At 36.8% G+C, this 18,374-nt stretch carries 14 protein-coding genes; 7 read left to right on the top strand and 7 right to left on the bottom strand.

All coding sequences use genetic code 11. The features are described from left to right. The first annotated feature begins 18 nt into the window (after nt 1-18). The 6 genes from A0J48_RS13760 (at nt 19) to A0J48_RS13735 (ending at nt 9,090) form a co-directional block, all read left to right on the top strand. Entirely contained in the window at nt 19-606 is a 588-nt protein-coding gene (locus tag A0J48_RS13760; RefSeq protein WP_200323901.1) for a hypothetical protein, read from the top strand. Between the two features lie 291 nt (nt 607-897). Next, entirely contained in the window at nt 898-1,281 is a 384-nt protein-coding gene (locus tag A0J48_RS13755; RefSeq protein ID WP_200323899.1) for a HetP family heterocyst commitment protein, read from the top strand. A gap of 1,614 nt (nt 1,282-2,895) precedes the next feature. Continuing rightward, nucleotides 2,896-3,495: a helix-turn-helix domain-containing protein gene (locus A0J48_RS13750; RefSeq protein WP_200323897.1), complete on the top strand. Its 600-nt coding sequence runs from the start codon at nt 2,896-2,898 to the stop codon at nt 3,493-3,495. A gap of 17 nt (nt 3,496-3,512) precedes the next feature. Further along, nucleotides 3,513-6,554 (top strand): ABC transporter transmembrane domain-containing protein, encoded by a 3,042-nt coding sequence (locus tag A0J48_RS13745; protein ID WP_200323895.1) that lies wholly within the window; start codon nt 3,513-3,515, stop codon nt 6,552-6,554. A gap of 75 nt (nt 6,555-6,629) precedes the next feature. Beyond that, a complete protein-coding gene (locus A0J48_RS13740) occupies nt 6,630-8,156 on the top strand; it encodes an HlyD family efflux transporter periplasmic adaptor subunit (protein ID WP_200323893.1) in 1,527 nt (508 codons plus the stop codon). Between the two features lie 148 nt (nt 8,157-8,304). Beyond that, nucleotides 8,305-9,090: a peptidylprolyl isomerase gene (locus A0J48_RS13735; protein WP_200323891.1), complete on the top strand. Its 786-nt coding sequence runs from the start codon at nt 8,305-8,307 to the stop codon at nt 9,088-9,090. Nucleotides 9,091-9,398: 308 nt separating this feature from the next. Here A0J48_RS13735 and A0J48_RS13730 read toward each other — a convergent pair whose 3' ends face one another. The 7 genes from A0J48_RS13730 to A0J48_RS13700 form a co-directional block, all read right to left on the bottom strand. Further along, complete coding sequence (locus tag A0J48_RS13730) at nt 9,399-9,701, bottom strand: HetP family heterocyst commitment protein (RefSeq protein WP_200323889.1); 303 nt, start codon at nt 9,699-9,701, stop codon at nt 9,399-9,401. A 261-nt stretch (nt 9,702-9,962) separates the two neighbouring features. Then, complete coding sequence (locus A0J48_RS13725) at nt 9,963-11,060, bottom strand: T3SS effector HopA1 family protein (protein ID WP_200323887.1); 1,098 nt, start codon at nt 11,058-11,060, stop codon at nt 9,963-9,965. A 145-nt stretch (nt 11,061-11,205) separates the two neighbouring features. Further along, on the bottom strand, nt 11,206-12,405 hold the full coding sequence (locus tag A0J48_RS13720; RefSeq protein WP_200323885.1) for a phosphotransferase family protein: 1,200 nt from the start codon (nt 12,403-12,405) through the stop codon (nt 11,206-11,208). A gap of 101 nt (nt 12,406-12,506) precedes the next feature. Beyond that, on the bottom strand, nt 12,507-12,719 hold the full coding sequence (locus tag A0J48_RS13715; RefSeq protein WP_200323883.1) for a hypothetical protein: 213 nt from the start codon (nt 12,717-12,719) through the stop codon (nt 12,507-12,509). Nucleotides 12,720-12,992: 273 nt separating this feature from the next. Beyond that, complete coding sequence (locus A0J48_RS13710) at nt 12,993-13,226, bottom strand: hypothetical protein (RefSeq protein ID WP_200323881.1); 234 nt, start codon at nt 13,224-13,226, stop codon at nt 12,993-12,995. A gap of 1,022 nt (nt 13,227-14,248) precedes the next feature. Beyond that, nucleotides 14,249-15,757, bottom strand: a complete 1,509-nt coding sequence (locus tag A0J48_RS13705) for a M16 family metallopeptidase (protein WP_200323880.1) — start codon at nt 15,755-15,757, stop codon at nt 14,249-14,251. Nucleotides 15,758-15,856: 99 nt separating this feature from the next. Beyond that, complete coding sequence (locus tag A0J48_RS13700; RefSeq protein ID WP_411841133.1) at nt 15,857-17,347, bottom strand: M16 family metallopeptidase; 1,491 nt, start codon at nt 17,345-17,347, stop codon at nt 15,857-15,859. A 375-nt stretch (nt 17,348-17,722) separates the two neighbouring features. On the opposite strand from A0J48_RS13700, the gene A0J48_RS13695 reads away from it, so the two are divergent. After that, on the top strand, nt 17,723-18,340 hold the full coding sequence (locus A0J48_RS13695; protein ID WP_200323878.1) for a TetR/AcrR family transcriptional regulator: 618 nt from the start codon (nt 17,723-17,725) through the stop codon (nt 18,338-18,340). Nucleotides 18,341-18,374 lie beyond the last annotated feature (34 nt).

Raw genomic sequence — 18,374 nt, 5'->3', positions numbered from 1 at the left:
TCAATCACAGGTCAGCTCATGAAACAAATCATCAGGTCAAATGCAGTCGAAACACCAAGCCAATGGGGTCTTTTAGGGGTAAAGTTCTCTGAATATCCTCGTCAGGCATCTATTGCCGAAAGTCTCGTACTTTCACCAACGTTAAATTTATCAGTCCTACCAAAAAGTAGTGACATAACAATTAAGAATATAGACAACAGGCCAACATCCTTTAAAACTGAGGTACTTTCAACCCTGTTGTATTTAGTTTGGGAGCGCAGGTTAGATTTTTTGCCAATAGTTGTAATTTGGGTGTGTATAGGCAAGATGGCAAAAGTCGTTAACACCCAAGGAAAGCAAATTACAGCTAGGATGGCTCAAACTTATTCCAAGACTCAAACCTTGGGGGAGATTAGAGCTAGAGCAGAACAACCAATCCCAAAAGTATTAGCTTTGAAAGTTAATTTTTTGCAGTTGCTCCCAAACATACGAAAAACTACCCAGATAGCCACAAAAATTGCTGAAAATAAAACTTGGCTCAAAAGTATCTCTAGAGAGCGAACACAACAGAGCAGTTTTAGAAATAGCTTTTTTCACTGGGAGTTACGGGAACCTCTGAGAACTTGAAAAATTTCTGGATGTGCCTGTTGGAAAGGTTATCTACTTTTTCAATATTCACTAATAATCCATTACCAATATATTCCTGTAGTTAATTCAACTGCTGTTTCCAAGCTAGTAATCAACCAAACCACTGGTGGGTGAAGGTACGTATGGGAAGAATATAAATTGTCTTCCGATGATAAACCCACAAAAGTTGGTGTGGTGGACTAGGGTTGCAGTTTGTAAATCGCAATTGACAGAATAAAACTCAAATCGACCGGACTAGTTTACCTCATTTAAATAAAACTAACACTCACTATGAATCAAGAAATTTCTGGCAATAGTAGCAACTTAGATAAAAAAATTAATCCTGAACAATTCGACCAAGTAGTAGAAGCTATTCTGGCTGGTAAGTATTCTTGGGCTTGTGTTTTAATGTTACGATTTGTTGGTTACAATCCTTTACATTACATTCCTTATCGCACTTATAACCGACTACTCAAAGAAAATTCTCGCATGAGTAGGTCAAACTCACCACAGAATGAAAATTTGAAACTGGCTAAACCAACAGCAGAGAAAAGGTCTGATAGTCATTTAGGGTCTAGCTGCTTAAGCAAAATTAAAGACTTAGCTTATCTGGAAGTAGGGGGTAAGCAAAAAGCAGAAGTACGCAGTAGTCACAGAGAGAAGAAATCAGCATAACTGACTACCATCTCCATACTAATCACTTAAAGCGTCAGGGGAAAAGGGGAAGAAAAAAGTTTAACCTTTTCCCAAACCCGCTGTATTGACATAAACTTCTGCCATAATGGCAAATATACATTCATGACATCCTATAGATTATAAATAATCACTTAAACAAAGTGAATGGCAAACAAATGCACTTTTACCAATAAAGTGAATCATTTTGTCTAACCATAAAATACATCACACTGAATGGTTCAGCATTTAGTTGTTTATGGTTTAGATAATTTGGACACAAATGACAATTAACCATAACTCCTGGTGGTTATTTTTCCCAGAAAATCTAAGCAATTAAAAAATTGGGGTAGTGGCTTCCCCCAAATTGGAGATTGTTGGAAAATTATTCTGCTATTGTAGGTGTTGACTCCAAGTTTTGACACCAAAAGTAGGTTCGGAAATTGAAAAGTTAGGGTGAAATTGCCTTTTCCGTTGGTAAAATTTGTTGCTATTACACTGGTGTTGAAATTTCGGGAATCCCATTTTTAATAAACAAGATGATCATGACTGTATAAATTGGCCATTTATATAACGGATACAGGAAGTTGTAAAATTCTCAGCTTCCTTTTTTTATTGGAATTATAGCAGGGAATAGGGACTAGGAGACAGGAAATGTAGTTGGTATTGTATAAATGATTGTTAATTACATGATATTTCATATTTCAGAATTTATCTAATGATAGATTTATTAATCTAATTTTTTTCCTTTAAAAAGGTTAAATAGGTAATTAGCAATATTCATACTAAAGATAGATATAAGTTGATTATATTTGAGATGGTAATAGAGTATGTCTTTATTTCCCTAGGTAGATGTCTATTTTATATGAGTGAAATATTTGTTTTTATACTTTCTAGCGCCATTGAATCAAATTTTCAAAGCCTGATAATTATGAAGGATGAATAGGTTGAAATTGTTTAATTTCATCAAGCTAAAGTAGTTGGTCAGAAAATATAAATATGGTGTAAAATTTCTGTAAAGTTTAAATGAAGATTTTGAGGCTTTGTGTGAACTCTTAGCAAAGATGTAGGAATATTTGAGGATGAAAAATAGTAACCAAAAACAAAAGGTGAGGAGTTGTAGCTTTTTTATTTAATCTCTCTAGTGAAAAATTTCCGATTTTCCGACAATCTGCTGATGAGAAAATCCTAGGTTTAGGCTAGTGTTAATAAATAGATTACTTACTGGTCTGAACTTAGTGAGTGTCAGACTTCAATTTGTGCAACAGGTTTTACCTCATGGTTTGTTAATTACAAGCCAACTAATGTAAATATTTGGAGTTGACTGAATGAACTTGCATTGCAGTGTTCAATCACATCCTAGAAATTAGGGCTGATAACAAGCTCTAAATTGCATTTGTGTAAATATTGATCAAGGGCTGATACTGAGAATTTCAAGGGTCAAGGGTGCGGGTAACTTCAAATCTTTTGCTTTTACCCTTAACTGAAAGCTATTAAAATTTTTACCTTTGGATAGTGATTGATTCATGATGCATCTGGATTTTAGTAGCAGATGTAAGGGAAAATTTTGACCGAATTTTGCCCAAATTTTACAGTAGACAGCAACTGGTAAGAATTATGTCATCTTCTTCTCATCAAAACAAAGTTTGTGATATTTACGATGCTCATGAAAGTAAGTTTTTAACACCTTTTCAGCGTAAGGCGCTGATCAAAAACCTGCAAACTGATTTACAACCAGAATACCGACGACGGATTGAAATTATGTTGTTAGCAGATATGGGTAAATCTCAATCTCATATTTGTGAAATTATTGGTTGTTCTCAGGAGATGGCGAGGTATTGGATCGGTATAGCTGAGGCTGGTATGGCACATAAATGGAATGAGCGACGGATAGGTAGACCTAAGACTGTGAATAGTCAATATATTGACAGATTGAAAGAATTGGTCAATCATAGTCCGCGTGAATATGGCTATGCATTTGGGTATTGGACGGCTCAATGGTTAAGTAAGCATTTAGCAAATGAATTGGGGATTGAAATTAGCGATCGCCATATTAATCGTCTACTTAAACAGATGGGACTTTCTACCAAACGCAAAAGTTCCCCACAATCAACAAATACTCAAAATCAGGATTCTGGTATCACAATTTGTGATTTACCATCTAACTCCGAACCTAGTTTTAATTGGTCATTTAACTTGATTCAGACCAATAACTAATATTGGGAGGTAAGGAAATGGTATCGGTATTTTCTCAATCATATTTGGCAGCACAAATTACTCAAATTTTGGGTAATTCATTATCAAATCAAGAAGTTAAAGATTGCATTCAAGCATTAGAAATTATTGAACCACCAACAGCCAAGCAATTTTGGTTATCGACAACAGCAGCACCAGGAATTTATCTAGTTTTATCTGGTAAAGTTAGGCTATTAGATACTGAAAATAATTTAATTGCCACGTTGACAACTGGTTCTTCCTTTGGGGAGTTGACTTTATTTCCTGAACAGAAATTTAGTGCTTATGTAGCCAGAGCTTCTGTGGATTTAAAAGTAGGTTATCTTCCCCAGGAGGTAATTAATAAGTTTGCGAGTGTGAGCCAAAGCCTACTCATAAAGGCAGAACTTTGGGATACACTGCTGTTGTTTTCTCAAAATTCTGCTATTCCTCGTCATGAGTCAACAGAGGAGATGCTAACAGCATTATCTCTATTTGTTAGACAAAATTTAGAAATTGGTTATCTCAACTCCGAACTCACCAAAAATACTAAATTGTTACTAGTGTATCAGGGAGAATTACAACATTCCCAGGGCAAAAAATTAACACCAGGTAACATTTATGCAAATCTCCCAAAGGGCAATTGGCAAGCAATACAGCCCACCATAGCATATATTTTGCATGATACTGATTGGCAAACAGCACTACAACATTGGCCACAATTAAGTAGGTTAATTGATGTTCAAAATGAGCCAATTACCGAACCCATCCAACGGGAAGTTAAAGCTAAAAGCCGCAATGTAATTCAATTTCCCCAAACTACAGTTCAGGAACAACCACAACCAAAACAACGCCAAAAATACTTTCCTAGTCCCACAGTCACTGCTGGAAATTGGTGGCGAAAAGTTAGCAAACGTTACCCATTTTTTGAACAACAAAGTGCCTCAGATTGTGGTGCAGCTTGCTTAGTGATGATTAGTCGTTATTGGGGTAAAAATTTCAGTATTAATCAATTGCGAGAACTAGCCAATGTTAACCGTGCTGGTGCATCTATGCGAAGTTTAACTGCTGCTGCGGAAAGTATTGGTTTTGCTACTCGTCCAGTGAAAGCCAGTTTAGATAAATTAGCACAACAACCCTTGCCAGCGATCGCACATTGGGAAGGTAAACATTACATCGTCGTCTATGAAATCACTAAAAAACTGGTAATTGTTGCTGATCCGGCCATTGGTCAACGCAACCTATCTATCGCAGAATTTAAAGTCGGTTGGACTGGTTATGCGTTGTTACTACAACCGACAAACTCACTCCAAGAAACTCCAGAAACTAACACTCCATTTTGGCAGTTATTTGAGTTAGTAAAACCTCACTCTCAAGTATTGCTAGAAGTATTTGTGGCTTCAGTGTTAATTCAAGTATTTGGATTGGTGACACCTTTATTTACTCAACTATTATTAGACCGAGTAATTGTCCAAGGTAGCACTATTACTTTAAACACTGTCGGTTTTGGACTGCTAATTTTTGGGTTATTTCGTGTTGTCATCAATGGACTCAGACAATATTTACTAGACCACACAGCCAACAGAATTGGTGTGGCATTGATGGTGGGTTTTATTAAACATACATTTCGTTTACCTCTATCATTTTTTGAGTCTCGTTACGTCGGCGATATAGTTTCTCGTGTCCAAGAAAATCAGAAAATTCAGCGTTTTCTTACTGGTGAAGCATTATCTATTATTTTAGATTTGCTGACAGTGTTTATCTATATCGGCTTGATGTTTTGGTACAGTCCACCTATGGCTTGGTTGGTTTTAGCAATTGTACCACCATTCGTATTATTAGCATTCTTCGCCACACCTTTTTTAAGAAGAATTAGCCGTGAAGTATTTACTGCGGTGACAAAAGAAAATAGTTACTTAATTCAAAGCCTTACAGGAATTGCTTCGATTCGCTCAATGGCTATTGAACAAACAGTACGCTGGCGTTGGGAAGAACTGCTAAACAATCTGACCAAGAAAAACTTTAGCGTTCAGGTAATTAGTAACCAACTGCAAATTATTAGTTCGGCCATTCAATCAATAGCCAGCACTGGCCTATTATGGTTTGGGGCTTGGTTAGTGATTCAAAATCAGTTGACCATTGGTCAATTAGTGGCATTTAATATGTTGTTAGGTAACATCATTCAACCTTTTCAACGATTAATTGTGTTGTGGAATCAATTGCAAGAAGTAATAGTTTCCACAGAAAGAATTAATGATGTTTTGGAAGCAGAACCAGAAGAAGACTTAGTAATTAAGCCTCGTCAAAATTTACCTATGTTACGTGGTCATATCCGTTTTGATCATGTCACTTTTCGCTATCATTCAGAAAGTGATACTAACATCTTAGAAAATCTAAATTTTGAAATTCTGCCTGAACAAACTGTAGCAGTTGTTGGTAGAAGTGGTTCAGGAAAAACTACACTTTCTAAATTGATTTTAGGGTTATATCCACCGACAGATGGCCGAGTATTAATTGATAATCAAGATGTGACTAGTATTTCTCTACAATCCTTGCGATCGCAAATAGGAGTTGTTGACCAAGATACATTTTTATTTGGCGGAACAATTCGAGAAAACATCAGCATTGCTCATCCAGAAGCTGCCCTAGAAGAAATTATTACCGCAGCCCAATTAGCAGGTGCAGATGAATTTATTAAACGCATGGCGATGGGTTATGAAACCCAAATTGGTGAAGGTGGAGGAATGTTATCAGGGGGACAACGCCAACGTCTAGCAATCGCTCGTGCTTTACTAGGAAATCCTCGCCTTTTAATATTAGATGAAGCTACCAGTCATCTTGATCCTGAATCTGAGCGAATTATTCAGAACAATCTCAAAAAAATTCTCAAAGGACGCACAAGTTTAATTATTGCTCATCGCCTTTCTACCGTTCGTAATGCTGACCTAATTTTAGTTTTAGATCGGGGCATTCTAGTTGAAAGTGGCACTCATGAACAATTAATTGGCAAAAGAGGACATTATTACTATCTCAATCAACAACAGTTAACAGTTAACAGTTAACAGGTTTCAACTATCAATTATCAATTGTCAATTATCAATTATCAATTGTCAATTCTTATTAATTCCAACTTTGTTATGCCCCAGTCAATTTACAATCCATCATCGACTCTTGTCCTCTCAGGACAGATTAAATCTTCTACTAGTCAAAATAAAACAAAAACACCAACTAAAGAAAACGATTGGTTTTACGGCACGGAAGAATTATTAGATGCCTTACCGAAAGCCTGGACACGCTCAATGCTGTATTTACTGATTAGTTTTACAGTAGTAGCTTTACCCTGGGCAATGTTTACTAAAGTTGATGAAACCGGAAATGCCATTGGCAGAATTGAACCTAAAGGTGCAACTCAAAAATTAGATAGTGTAGTTACTGGTAGTGTAATTGCTGTCAATGTTAAAGAAGGTCAAACTGTTAAATCCGGACAGGTTTTAATGGAAATTGAATCTGATGTTTTGCGGACAGAACTACAACAAACCCAAGCCAAATTAGAAGGTTTAGTCAATCGTCAAGGGCAATTAGAATTACTCAAAAATCAGGTATTACTGGCGATTAATATCCAAGAACAACAAAATCAATCCCAAAGATTGGAAAAACTCGCTCAACTTAATCAAGCACGGCAAAACGCAGATGCTAAACAGAGTGCATATAATTTACAAAGATTAGAAAAAATCGCCCAAATTGATCAAGTAAAACAGAACATAAATGCTACTCAAATTGCTCATCGTTTAGCCACAAGTCGTTTAAATAGAGATTTATCAGAAGTTTCCCGCTATCGTCTACTGTTACAGGTGGGTGCAATTCCTCAAACCAAATTTGTAGAAATAGAAAAAACAGCAGAAGATAGTCAACGTTTACAGGAAGAAGCTAAAGCTAATATCCAACAATCTAAGTTGCGTCTACAAGAAGAGTTAAGCCGCTATCAGTCAATTATGAGTCAAGCTCAGTCAGATATTGAACAGGCAAAATTCCGTTTACAAGAAGAAGAAAGTAGTTACCAAAGTGTAGTGCAAGCAGGTCAACTGACATTGCTAAAAAATCAGGAACAGTTAAAAGATTTACAAACACAAATTACTTCTCTTAAATCTGAAGTTTCTCAAACTAAGAGTCAGATTACATCATTGCAATTGCAATTACAGCAACGAGTAGTTAAAGCACCTATTGATGGCACAATTTTTGAATTACCTATTAAAAAACCGGGTTCTGTCGTTCAACCAGGACAAATGATGGTGCAAATTGCTCCCAAAGGTGCTGCTTTGATTTTGAAAGCAGAAATGCCTAGCCAACAAAGTGGTTTTGTGAAAGAGAATATGCCAGTAAAAATCAAATTTGATGCTTATCCTTTCCAAGAATATGGTGTTATGCAAGGTCGTGTTACCTGGATTTCACCAGATTCTAAAGTTCAAGAAAATGGCGCAATTCGTCAGCAAACTTATCAATTAGACATCGCTTTGGAACAACCTTATATTCAATCAGGTAATAAACGCATACTCTTAACACCAGGCCAGACAGCAACCGCAGAAGTGATTGTTCGTCAGCGTCGAGTAATTGACTTTATCTTAGATCCTTTCAAAAAACTGCAAAATAATGGTTTGGAGCTTTAGTAATTAGCTATCATGAATAACAAAATTCCCGATTTCTATCATATCAGAAGTCGGGAATATGAATATTTCGATTTCTACTGTGGTAATTAAAATTCATTCTCAATAAAAACATTTAAAATCAATATTGGGGATATTCGAGGAATTAAAAATGTCTAAAATTATACTTGTTTCTCCAGAGGATATTATTTACCATGTTAAAATATCTTGCCAAATTCCTAATTTACTAGAAGCAATTGCCATCAGAAAAATTATTGCTGATACTGCTGATAAAGAAGGCATTCACATCGAACTAGAAGAACTACAACAGGCAGCAGATAGTCTAAGATTAGCCAATAAATTGATTAAAGCAGAAGATACTTGGGCATGGTTAGAAAAACATTATCTCTCTCTAGATAACTTTGAAGAAATTGCTCAGACTAACCTACTATCAGCTAAGTTAGCTCATCATTTATTTGCTGACAAAGTTGAACCATTTTTTTATGCTCATCAACTCGATTACACTGGAGCAGTAACTTATGAAGTAATATTAGATGATGAAGATTTAGCTTTAGAAATATTTTATGCACTGCAAGAAGGAGAAATAAGTTTCCACCAAATCGCTCGTCAATATATCGAAAATCCAGAACTGCGTCGCGCTGGAGGATATCAAGGTATGCGAAAACGTAGCGATTTAAGACCAGAAATTGCATCTGCAATTTTTTCTGCTCATCCACCACAAATTCTGAAACCAATTATTACACCTCAAGGAGCGCATATTATTATGGTTGAAGAAATAATTCAACCAGAATTAACTGAACAAATACGAGTAAACATCATGGGAGAATTATTTACCAATTGGTTAAAACAACAAGTTAATACATTAGAAATAGTAGCCAAACTGCCTGAAAATAAAGATTCTCCCTCTTCTTCAGAGATATTGAGTGAAGCCAGCTAATTCAATTTTAGATTTTGGATTTTGGATTTTGGATTTTATAGCAACAGCCAAGGTGGTTAGGACATCAACAGATGATACAACCTAGACCTTAAAAGCCTTTTAACTGGTGTCACCTGTCAAGAGTCACCTGCTATAGATTAGTAATCTTTTTTATGTTCCCATGTTTATATCCCCGACTTATTCTCACAATCGGGGATATTTTTGTTTAAGTATGATTTACAAATGCCATAGGAATTGGTGAATACCTAATTGGCAATCACCAAATACCAAACAAACGTAGAAACTTAAAAAATTAACTCCTGTCTCCTTCAATTTGAGCTATGTTTACCCCTACTCAACTTAATCCAACTTAATTTTATTCCCGGCAGTTTTAATTTTTTATCATGAATTGCGTCATGATGAGATTGATTAAATATATAATTTTCTTGGATTAATTTGCTGTAAGTTTCCTGGGGTATATATTCTAGAGGATCGTAGCCAGAAAAATGCAAAAATAAAACACAAGCCCAGGAATAATTACCTAGGATAATAGCTTTGATAATCTCTTGAAATTGAGAATGTTTTAATATCTTATCTAGCTGTTTATTTTGTTCAAAATTTTCTCTAATCATACTATGACATCCTGTATGTGAAATCAACCTAATTTATCAACGTAGATAACTACAAACCTGACACATCTTATTAGGGCATTAGTAAGGTGTGTCTGATAGAGAATTTTGGAATTTTAAATGAAAATAACTATTTTCAGCCCCCGCTTTGCCATAGCGAAAATTGTCAATTTTAAATCCCAAATTAGCTGATGCACCCTACAAAATACTTTGAGTATGAAACTTTCGTAAATCCTAAGTCATTTGAGCATTCCAAGGATTCATCTACATTAATGGAGTGTAAATATCCTCAGATTTAGCATTAAGATAAGGACGTTGTAATTGAATGTTATATGATGCAAATTCCCTGATAATAAATGCCATTTTAGCTTCTGGAGTATTTTCTCCTTGCTGCCAAGCTGCAATCAAACCATTTGCAACAATTTGACAGCGATTTGTACCAAAACTTTCTTGTTCACCAAATTTCTGATTTGGTTCTTCAGCGCAAGCTAACCCTGGTGCTAATATCTTAGTAAACAAGGGTACTGGTTCATCAAAATAGGATTGATTTTCCGCATATATTTTTTCTAAAACTGGGTGAACAACTTCATATTTATCTTTGCTAAAGTAAAGCACGGCTGAGTCATAACGTCCATAATCTGATGGGTTATATAGTGCTTTAAAGGAGAAAGAAATTGAGATATTATTAAGTTGCTCTGTTAAACTTTCCATTACGGCTGCTGCCCCTTCTGGTGTTAAATTGAAATAAATTCGTGTAATATCAGGATTATTTTGGGAGCCTGCATTAGCTACAGCCATATAAAACCCGTTCTGCACCAAATTTTTGGGCATTTTAATAGATACAAACTCACCAACCTTTATTTCGTAGTTTGTTGGTGAAAGATGCAAGTTAGGATCAACGTGCAATGTTAACCCATTCCTATGCACTGCGAAAGTGCCATCCGTTTCTTCCCTGACTACCTGCCAGTTATGACTCCAGTAACCTTCACTTTTGTTCCTGGTATGTAAGCGTTCATAAAATTCTAAATCCACCCCAAACAAGCTGTTATTTTCTAAATTTTGGTTCACTCTTCTATTTTTTTCTTTGTCATCAGGATAGATGATAGGTTTAGTGGCAACGTTATAATAAGTACCGTATAAAAAGTTACGCAGTTGTAATTTTAAATGTTTTTCTTGCATCTCCAATGGTAACTGCTCAAAGCGAGGGATGACCGACTCTGGTAATTCTATAGTTGTGTACCCTGGATGCTTAATACAGTAGTGAGACACGATTTCTACTTGATTGACAATATCTTGTAGTGATGTCTGCAATTGTGTTGGCAATTCTAAAAGTTGGTTATGAAGCGAATCTAATATTTGCATGGCTGTAGTGTATAGGGTGTAGGGTTTAGGGTTTAGGGTGTGGGGTGTGGGGTGTGGGGTGTAGGGTGTAGGGTGTGGGGAGAAAATTCTTACTCAGCACTCGGTACTCGGTACTCGGTACTCTAGAGTGTGGGGTGTAGTAGTTCTAAGCTCTGACTGTGAATTTTGAATTGGTATTACCGCTTGTGGAAATCAAGTCTGAAGATTCCATACCAAAAATTGTGGTCATAGATGCTTGAGGACGACACAATAAACTCTTGGCCACTTGCAGAATGCAGATACCAGAATTACCAAAGGTTCTCTCATGTTGCAGTCTAGCTTGAATTGAGCGAATTAGAGAAAATCCGGTAAATTGCACGACTATTTCCAAGAAATCAGGACGAAGCTCAATAATTTCCGGGAAATTAGCTAAATATGCAGTTACCAAGGATGAAAGTGTAGGTTGCAACAGTTGTAAGGGAATTGCAGCTAAACGTAAAGACTCTTCAATCGGTATGGTTTTGCTAGTTACCATACTCAATAACCAGATTTGTAAATAACTAGCAATGATGGCTCCTAAATCACTAGCGGGATCTCCCCAAGTGCCACGTTCCCAATCAATTAAGCGAATTATACTGTGACTCAAGTGAGATTTTTGCTCAATGGCGGCTTCCCAATCTAAAGAGAGAAGAATATTGTTAAGTTTTAGGTCATTGTGAGTTAGACAACAAGTATGAAAAGAATTACTCAAATCTGCGATCGCTTTGCCTAAATTATCATAACGTTGATAAAGCGCAAAGAATTTCAAACCATCCGCAGGAACTGAACCAAACACTTCTGGAGTAATTCTATTTAATCCTCCCGTCATTTTAGAAGTTGTACTATTTATTGTATTCTCAGAAGTTTGAAAGAACTCTCGATAATCTTGACGGTTGATAGTTAAACTATGAATTGCACCTAAACTTTCTCCAATTGACTGAGAAATAATAGTAGGGAAAGCATTATTTTGTCCATAAAATTCACCTAAATCACGATAGTCATTCAGATAATTGAAAACAATGATGGAATTTTCGTTATCAAAATGAATTGCTTCTGATAAACAGGAACGTAAATGACTAATTTCTGGGAAAGTCTGGAAGAAATTATGTACTTGCCATTCATCAAAAAACTCACCACGAGTTTTACCATCTCGGTTTAGACGCTCTTGCTTCACCAACAGTTGACGACCATCTGGTAAGCTGACTAATAAATTAAAATTTTTAGCTGGTTTTAACTCAATTTTGCTCAACGACTGCTCTTCTTGATTACACAGTCCTTGGGCAAGTAGATAGTTAAAAACATTTTGAGAACTTAAAAGAAATGGCATGGCTTTAAAAGAACTACCAATAATTACGTGCTGTTACAAGCCACCAGATTGCTCCGGGGCGTAAGTCCAAAATCTACAATTCAAAATCGGCTGAGTGTTAATTATTTTTTAATAAATGATGTTGTCAGAAATGAAATAGCATCAATAGCGGCAATAACAAGCATAAATTCAACAGCTTTAACTCCAATTTCTAAAATTTGAGGACGATACTCATATTGTCCACCAAATACAAATTCATCATCTTCATTTGTGATGTTCTTGATAAACATTTCTGAATCAATGGAATGAAGATCAGCAATAATAATTCGTGCCATTTTTATTTAATTGTTTGAAGTGATTTGCCCAAAACCAGATTATTTTTAACTGGCTCTCCTGGATAATTGGTAATTTATGTAATTTATGTTATGTACATAAATTATTTGTATTCATATCTGGCACTATCATCTTATTACCAAAATCAAGATCTAAAAAAATGATGATTTTGTAGGTGGGCAATGCCCACCTTACTTTTATCGAGAAAGTGCCAGAGGTGAGTTTACTTTCAATCCCAGAAGAGCCATCTATCTCAGTAGTAAACTACAAGATGATTAGTAGTGATCAGAGTGGCTGTAGGATTTAACTAAATAACCGATATGACCAATGCCATAGGTATAAACGAAAGCTTCAGCTAATTTTTCCAATGTAGAGATATCGCTGACATTGCTGTCATGACCACCACCATAGATGGAATTAACATCGCTCATGTCATTGAGAAAGCTTTCGGAATCTTGGAATAATTCAGAACCAGTTGCTTGCAGTTCAGAGAGTTTAATACTTGCCATAATTTCCTCCTAAAAGACTTGTCTTCAGTCGTTGGAACTTGTGTAGGCAGTTAAGTTTTTGTTTGCTTAACTGATGCTTCTATTTTTATTGATAAAAATCTAGAAAATCAAGGCTTATGGCTGTGTTTATCAGACATTAATCATGACTTTATGTCTTTAAAAATAAAAATAAATAAACCAAGCTAGAAAACAGTATTGCAAGTATTATCGTGGTTTTGTATTTTATTTTGATGATTAATGTTTGTGCTTATCTCACTCACAATGCCTATGCTTCTTTCCTACATAAAAAAAACCCCGACTTATTTAATAAATCGGGAAGGTGAACATTTTTTGGTTAACCAAGAAGCCAATTTGTCAAAACTCTAATCTTTGTTCTCTTAAGTTATCCAGTGTCTCATTGAATTCTAATGTCCAGTTATCCACACTCGTATTTATGTCAGCCAGCAGTGCTGAAAGCTCACTTCTATCTGTTATATTCGTTCGTCTGTTTCTACTTCTTCTGTTCGTGACACCGCCATTGATACTCTTCATGTCTGAAGATGTTAGCTCCTGAAGAAACTGTGTTTCACGATTGGAGTATAGGTCATAAATCTGTATGCCCATCATTCAATCACCTCCTTAAATAGTGGTTTACATAGAATCAGGTCACAATTTTAAAATCCTTCTCTTATATTTTGAACTTATGTCTGAGGAAGTCAATATTTTTAGAGCAATTTTCAAGACGGAATTTAAGGATTTTTGTCTACTAAAAAGCTGTTTTATAGAAGGAGTCAGGAGTCAGGAGTCAGGAGTCAGGAGTCAAACCCTTTTTTAGTGGGAGTTTCATTATCAATTGATGTCCTAACCACCCCAAAACTATACTTTTGGATTTTGGATTTTGGATTTTGGATTGTTTTGAACAAATTCAATCAAAAATCTAAAATCTAAAATTTTCTCTCTTCACTGTCACCTGTCACCTGTCACCTGTCACCTGTCACCTGTCACCTGTCATCTATCACCTGTCACCTGTCACCTGTCATCTATCACCTGTTAGAATTCTGCGCTTGGGTTTGAGAACCAGGAATAGTTATATCTATTGGTGTTACCTTCGTAGCTAACTGTGTTAATGGTGGTTGAATAGCAGTTTGATTACCTACTACCAAAGTGACAAGATTTTCTGGTTTCAGGTATTTTTTAGCTACTCGTTGTACATCTGCTACTGTGGTTGCAGTGATAGCTTTTTGATAGCGAAACAGAAAATCAGCGGGATAACCATAATATTCGTACCGCATCAACCGGGATAAAGTTTGACCAGGGTCTTGAAAATTGAATACAAAAGAATTGAGGGTAGAATCTTTGGCATAATTTAATTCTTTTGTTGTCACCTTTTCAGTTTGCAGACGCTGAATTTCTGCTTCCAAGGATTTGATAAACTGAACGGTAGCATCAGAACGGGTTTGTCCACCGGCAATAAACATACCTGGATAGTCATGACGGGGACTCCAAGATCCATATACAGAATAAGCTAAACCTTGACGCGATCGCACTTCATTAAACAAGCGTCCACCAAACCCATTTAATACCCCATTCATCACATCCAAAGCCGGATAATCAGGATTATTGAAACTACCACCTAAATGACCAATGAGAATGTTACTTTGTGTAAGTTGGGGTTGATTAACAAAAAACACACCGCCTAAATTAGCTTGGGAAACTTGCGGTAAAGGATTTTTAGAGAGATTGGGATTTGGTTTCCAGTCACCAAACTTAGCTTGAATCAGCGATCGCATTTTTTTGGCGTTAAAATCTCCCACAATCCCTAAAATCATATTATTGGGATAAAAATATTGCTGGTAAAATTTCAGCAAATCCTCACGGGAAATTTTATCTAAGGTCGCATATTCTACCGTGCGAGCATAAGGGCTATTTTGACCATAAATTAATTTTTTGAACTCCCGACTCGCAATATCTCCAGGATCATCATTACGGCGAGAAATAGCACCTTTAACCTGTGTTTTTGTGAAATCTAATTTATCCTCAGTAAAAGCAGGTTCACGCAACACCTCAGCAAATAACCCAAACACGGTTTCTATATCTTCACTGAGACTGTCAAAACTAGCACTACCAACAGCTTCACCAATAGTTGTTTCTACTGATGCAGCCCGTTGTTCCAAAATCTCATTTAACTCATCAGCCGAATGTTTGAGAGTTCCACCAGTCCGCATCACCGAACCAGTAATCTCAGCTAACCCAGTTTTATCACTTGGTTCCAAACGGCTGCCGGTTTTTACAAGTGTTGAACCACTCACCAAAGGTAATTCATGATCTTCCATCAAATAAACAACCAAGCCGTTATCCAGTACAAACCGTTCATACTTGGGTAACTTCACCTCCGGTAAAGGCGCAAATTGTAAATCTGTATAATGCTTCGCTGCTGCTGTCGCCGCCCAAGAATAATTAAACGTTAAGAAACAAGCAACAACTAAAGCTGAAATAAATCGCCAACTTTTAGAAAACTTAAGTGAAAACTTCAATTTTTTACCCTTCACCATCTTTGTTTTTTATCCTCTCTTTTTTCTCAGGGAATAGGGAATAGGGAACAATAAATTCTGCTTGCTGTCACCTGTCACCTGTCACCTGTCACCTGTCACCTATTTTTCTTGAGATAACAACTTACCAACCGTGCGATTTTCTGGTGTAAACGTCATTTTTGCCACCCTTTGAATATCAGCAGGTGTCACCGCTGCAATATCATCCAACTGCTTAAATAAATTGCGCCAAGAGCCGGTTTTTATTTCATATTCCAATAACTGTTGAGCCATACCCATATTGGAATCAAGACTACGTAATAAACCAGCCCGCGCTTGAGTTTTCACACGCTGTAACTCAGTTGTTGATACAGGTTCAGTTTTCAATTTCTCAATTTCTTGACCTAAACCTGTCGCCAAATCATCAACTGTATGACCTGGAGAAGTCAGGGCATAAAATAACATCAAATTGGGATATTTATCACCAGGAAAGCCGCTAATGCCCTGAGCCGCAAGAGCTAAACGTTGTTTTTCTACCAACGACTTATATAATCTTGAAGTGCGACCATCACTTAATAAACTAGCAATAATTTCGTAAACTGCGTTATCAGGATGGGTGATACCTGGACGATGATAACCTTCAAAATACCAAGGTTGAGTAGGTAATTTTAAGGTAAATTCTCTCGGTGCAGTTTGCTTGGGTTCAGGAGTGATTTTTGCTTGGGTTTTTGGTTTAGCCGGATAACGTCCAAAATAAACTTGTGCTAATCTTTTCACCTCATCCGGGTTAACATCACCGACAATAGCGATGGTTAAATTGCTGGGAACATAATGACTATCAAAAAACTGTTTTACGTCTGTCGGTGACAAATTGCGGATATCTTCGTCATAACCTATCACTGGTCTTCTGTAGGGATGAACTTTGAAAGCTGTATCCATGAATTTTTCCACCATTAAACCCACGGGAGAATTTTCTACCCGCATCCGTCTTTCTTCCAAAATTACATCTCTTTCTTTATAAAACTCCCGAAATACTGGATCTAAAAATCGTTCTGACTCCAGAGACATCCACAATTCCAACTTATTAGCAGGAAAACTGTAAAAATAACGAGTAGCTTCGGTGGACGTATTCGCATTTAAACCTACACCACCCGCTTGTTCAACAATTTGCCCGATTTCGTTTTGCTTAACTAGCTGGAGTGCTTCAGCCTCTACGGTTTTAAACTCAGGTTCTAACTTTGCTAATTCTTCTTTTTTCCCTTGAGATTTAGCTTTTCTAATTTGGTTATCTAACTGTTCTAAACGTTCTAGTAAAGGTTTTTCAGCTTTGTAGTCTGTTGTCCCAATTCGCTGAGTACCTTTAAAGGCCAAATGCTCTAAAAAGTGTGCTACACCTGTTTTACCATCTGGTTCATCTATCCCACCCACATCAGCATAAGTCAAAAAAGAAACTACTGGTGCTTGATGTCGTTCTAAAACAATAAACTTCAACCCATTATCGAGGCGAAATTCTGTTAACTGCTTAACTACTTGGTCTAAATAGGGTTGAATAGAAGTTTGGGTAGGTTGTAGGGCTATAGCCACTTGTGGCGTTAAACCCAAACAAAATATCATTACTGCCAAAGCAGTTGCTAACAGGCGATTTACAAAACTTAGGTGTGAGGACTGGTGTACATCACTCCTCCAGAAATCCAAAATCCAAAATTTAAAATCCTGAGTCGAACCATTCATAAGCAAAAATCAAATTAAATTTATACTTCTTAACAAGGCAAAAGGCAAAAAGCAAGAGATAATAGATTATTCTCTTTCTACACCGTACACCCCACACCCTATACCCTACACCCTACACCCCACACCCCATATCCTCGAAATTTTGTTACTTAACAAACAAAGCGTTAATCTTGTATTAAGCTTTCTGTGCTTTTTGCATTTGACGTTAGACAATATTGCTACAAGTCGTGTTCCAGAGATATAGCAATAACTACTATTATGCGAGTTTTTAATTCTCCCCCACCCTCAGAAGCACAGACACGGAACCGTATTCTTCAGGCTGCACAGCGGTTATTTGCATCTCAGGGATTTGAAGGTACTACTACCCGCGACTTAGCGCAAGCAGCAGGTGTAGCTGAGGGAACTCTGTTTCGGCATTTCACCAATAAAAAAGCTATTTTAGTCGAAGTGGCCACAAATGGCTGGGTGGACATTCTCACAGATTTGCTGACAGAGTTGAGTGAAATGGGCAGCTATAAAGCCGTAGCCCAAGTCATGCGCCGTCGGATGTGGAATTTAAGAAAAAATGCCGATATGATGCGCGTGTGCTTCATGGAAGTACAATTTCATCCAGATTTGCGCGATCGCATTCAAACAGAAGTAATTAGCAAAATGACTGATGTGGCTGAAGCATTCTTCCAAACCGCTATGGATAAAGGTATCTATCGCCAAATGAATGCCAACTTAGTCGCTAAGGTATTTTTGGGAATGTTCGCTATCGCTGGCTTTTCTGACAGCACCCTCATAGATCCCAATGCATCACCCCAAGAAATGCAGCAAATGGCCGAAGGACTAGCTGATATCTTTCTTAACGGTGTATTGGCAAAAGATTCTTAAACAGGTTGTAGGGTGTAGGGTGTAGGGTGTAGGG

This window comes from Sphaerospermopsis aphanizomenoides BCCUSP55 (assembly GCF_001586785.1).
GTDB lineage: Bacteria > Cyanobacteriota > Cyanobacteriia > Cyanobacteriales > Nostocaceae > Sphaerospermopsis_A > Sphaerospermopsis_A aphanizomenoides_A.
This window is presented reverse-complemented; position numbering and strand designations above follow the sequence as displayed.

Bases quoted from the DNA above. Each gene is read 5' to 3' on its own strand.
- A0J48_RS13725 (WP_200323887.1), bottom strand. From the start codon at position 11,060: ATGCAAATATTAGATTCGCTTCATAACCAACTTTTAGAATTGCCAACA.
- A0J48_RS13700 (WP_411841133.1), bottom strand. From the start codon at position 17,347: ATGATATTTTGTTTGGGTTTAACGCCACAAGTGGCTATAGCCCTACAA.
- A0J48_RS13750 (WP_200323897.1), top strand. From the start codon at position 2,896: ATGTCATCTTCTTCTCATCAAAACAAAGTTTGTGATATTTACGATGCT.
- A0J48_RS13760 (WP_200323901.1), top strand. From the start codon at position 19: ATGAAACAAATCATCAGGTCAAATGCAGTCGAAACACCAAGCCAATGG.
- A0J48_RS13735 (WP_200323891.1), top strand. From the start codon at position 8,305: ATGTCTAAAATTATACTTGTTTCTCCAGAGGATATTATTTACCATGTT.
- A0J48_RS13755 (WP_200323899.1), top strand. From the start codon at position 898: ATGAATCAAGAAATTTCTGGCAATAGTAGCAACTTAGATAAAAAAATT.
- A0J48_RS13720 (WP_200323885.1), bottom strand. From the start codon at position 12,405: ATGCCATTTCTTTTAAGTTCTCAAAATGTTTTTAACTATCTACTTGCC.
- A0J48_RS13740 (WP_200323893.1), top strand. From the start codon at position 6,630: ATGCCCCAGTCAATTTACAATCCATCATCGACTCTTGTCCTCTCAGGA.
- A0J48_RS13745 (WP_200323895.1), top strand. From the start codon at position 3,513: ATGGTATCGGTATTTTCTCAATCATATTTGGCAGCACAAATTACTCAA.
- A0J48_RS13730 (WP_200323889.1), bottom strand. From the start codon at position 9,701: ATGATTAGAGAAAATTTTGAACAAAATAAACAGCTAGATAAGATATTA.
- A0J48_RS13710 (WP_200323881.1), bottom strand. From the start codon at position 13,226: ATGGCAAGTATTAAACTCTCTGAACTGCAAGCAACTGGTTCTGAATTA.
- A0J48_RS13695 (WP_200323878.1), top strand. From the start codon at position 17,723: ATGCGAGTTTTTAATTCTCCCCCACCCTCAGAAGCACAGACACGGAAC.
- A0J48_RS13715 (WP_200323883.1), bottom strand. From the start codon at position 12,719: ATGGCACGAATTATTATTGCTGATCTTCATTCCATTGATTCAGAAATG.
- A0J48_RS13705 (WP_200323880.1), bottom strand. From the start codon at position 15,757: ATGGTGAAGGGTAAAAAATTGAAGTTTTCACTTAAGTTTTCTAAAAGT.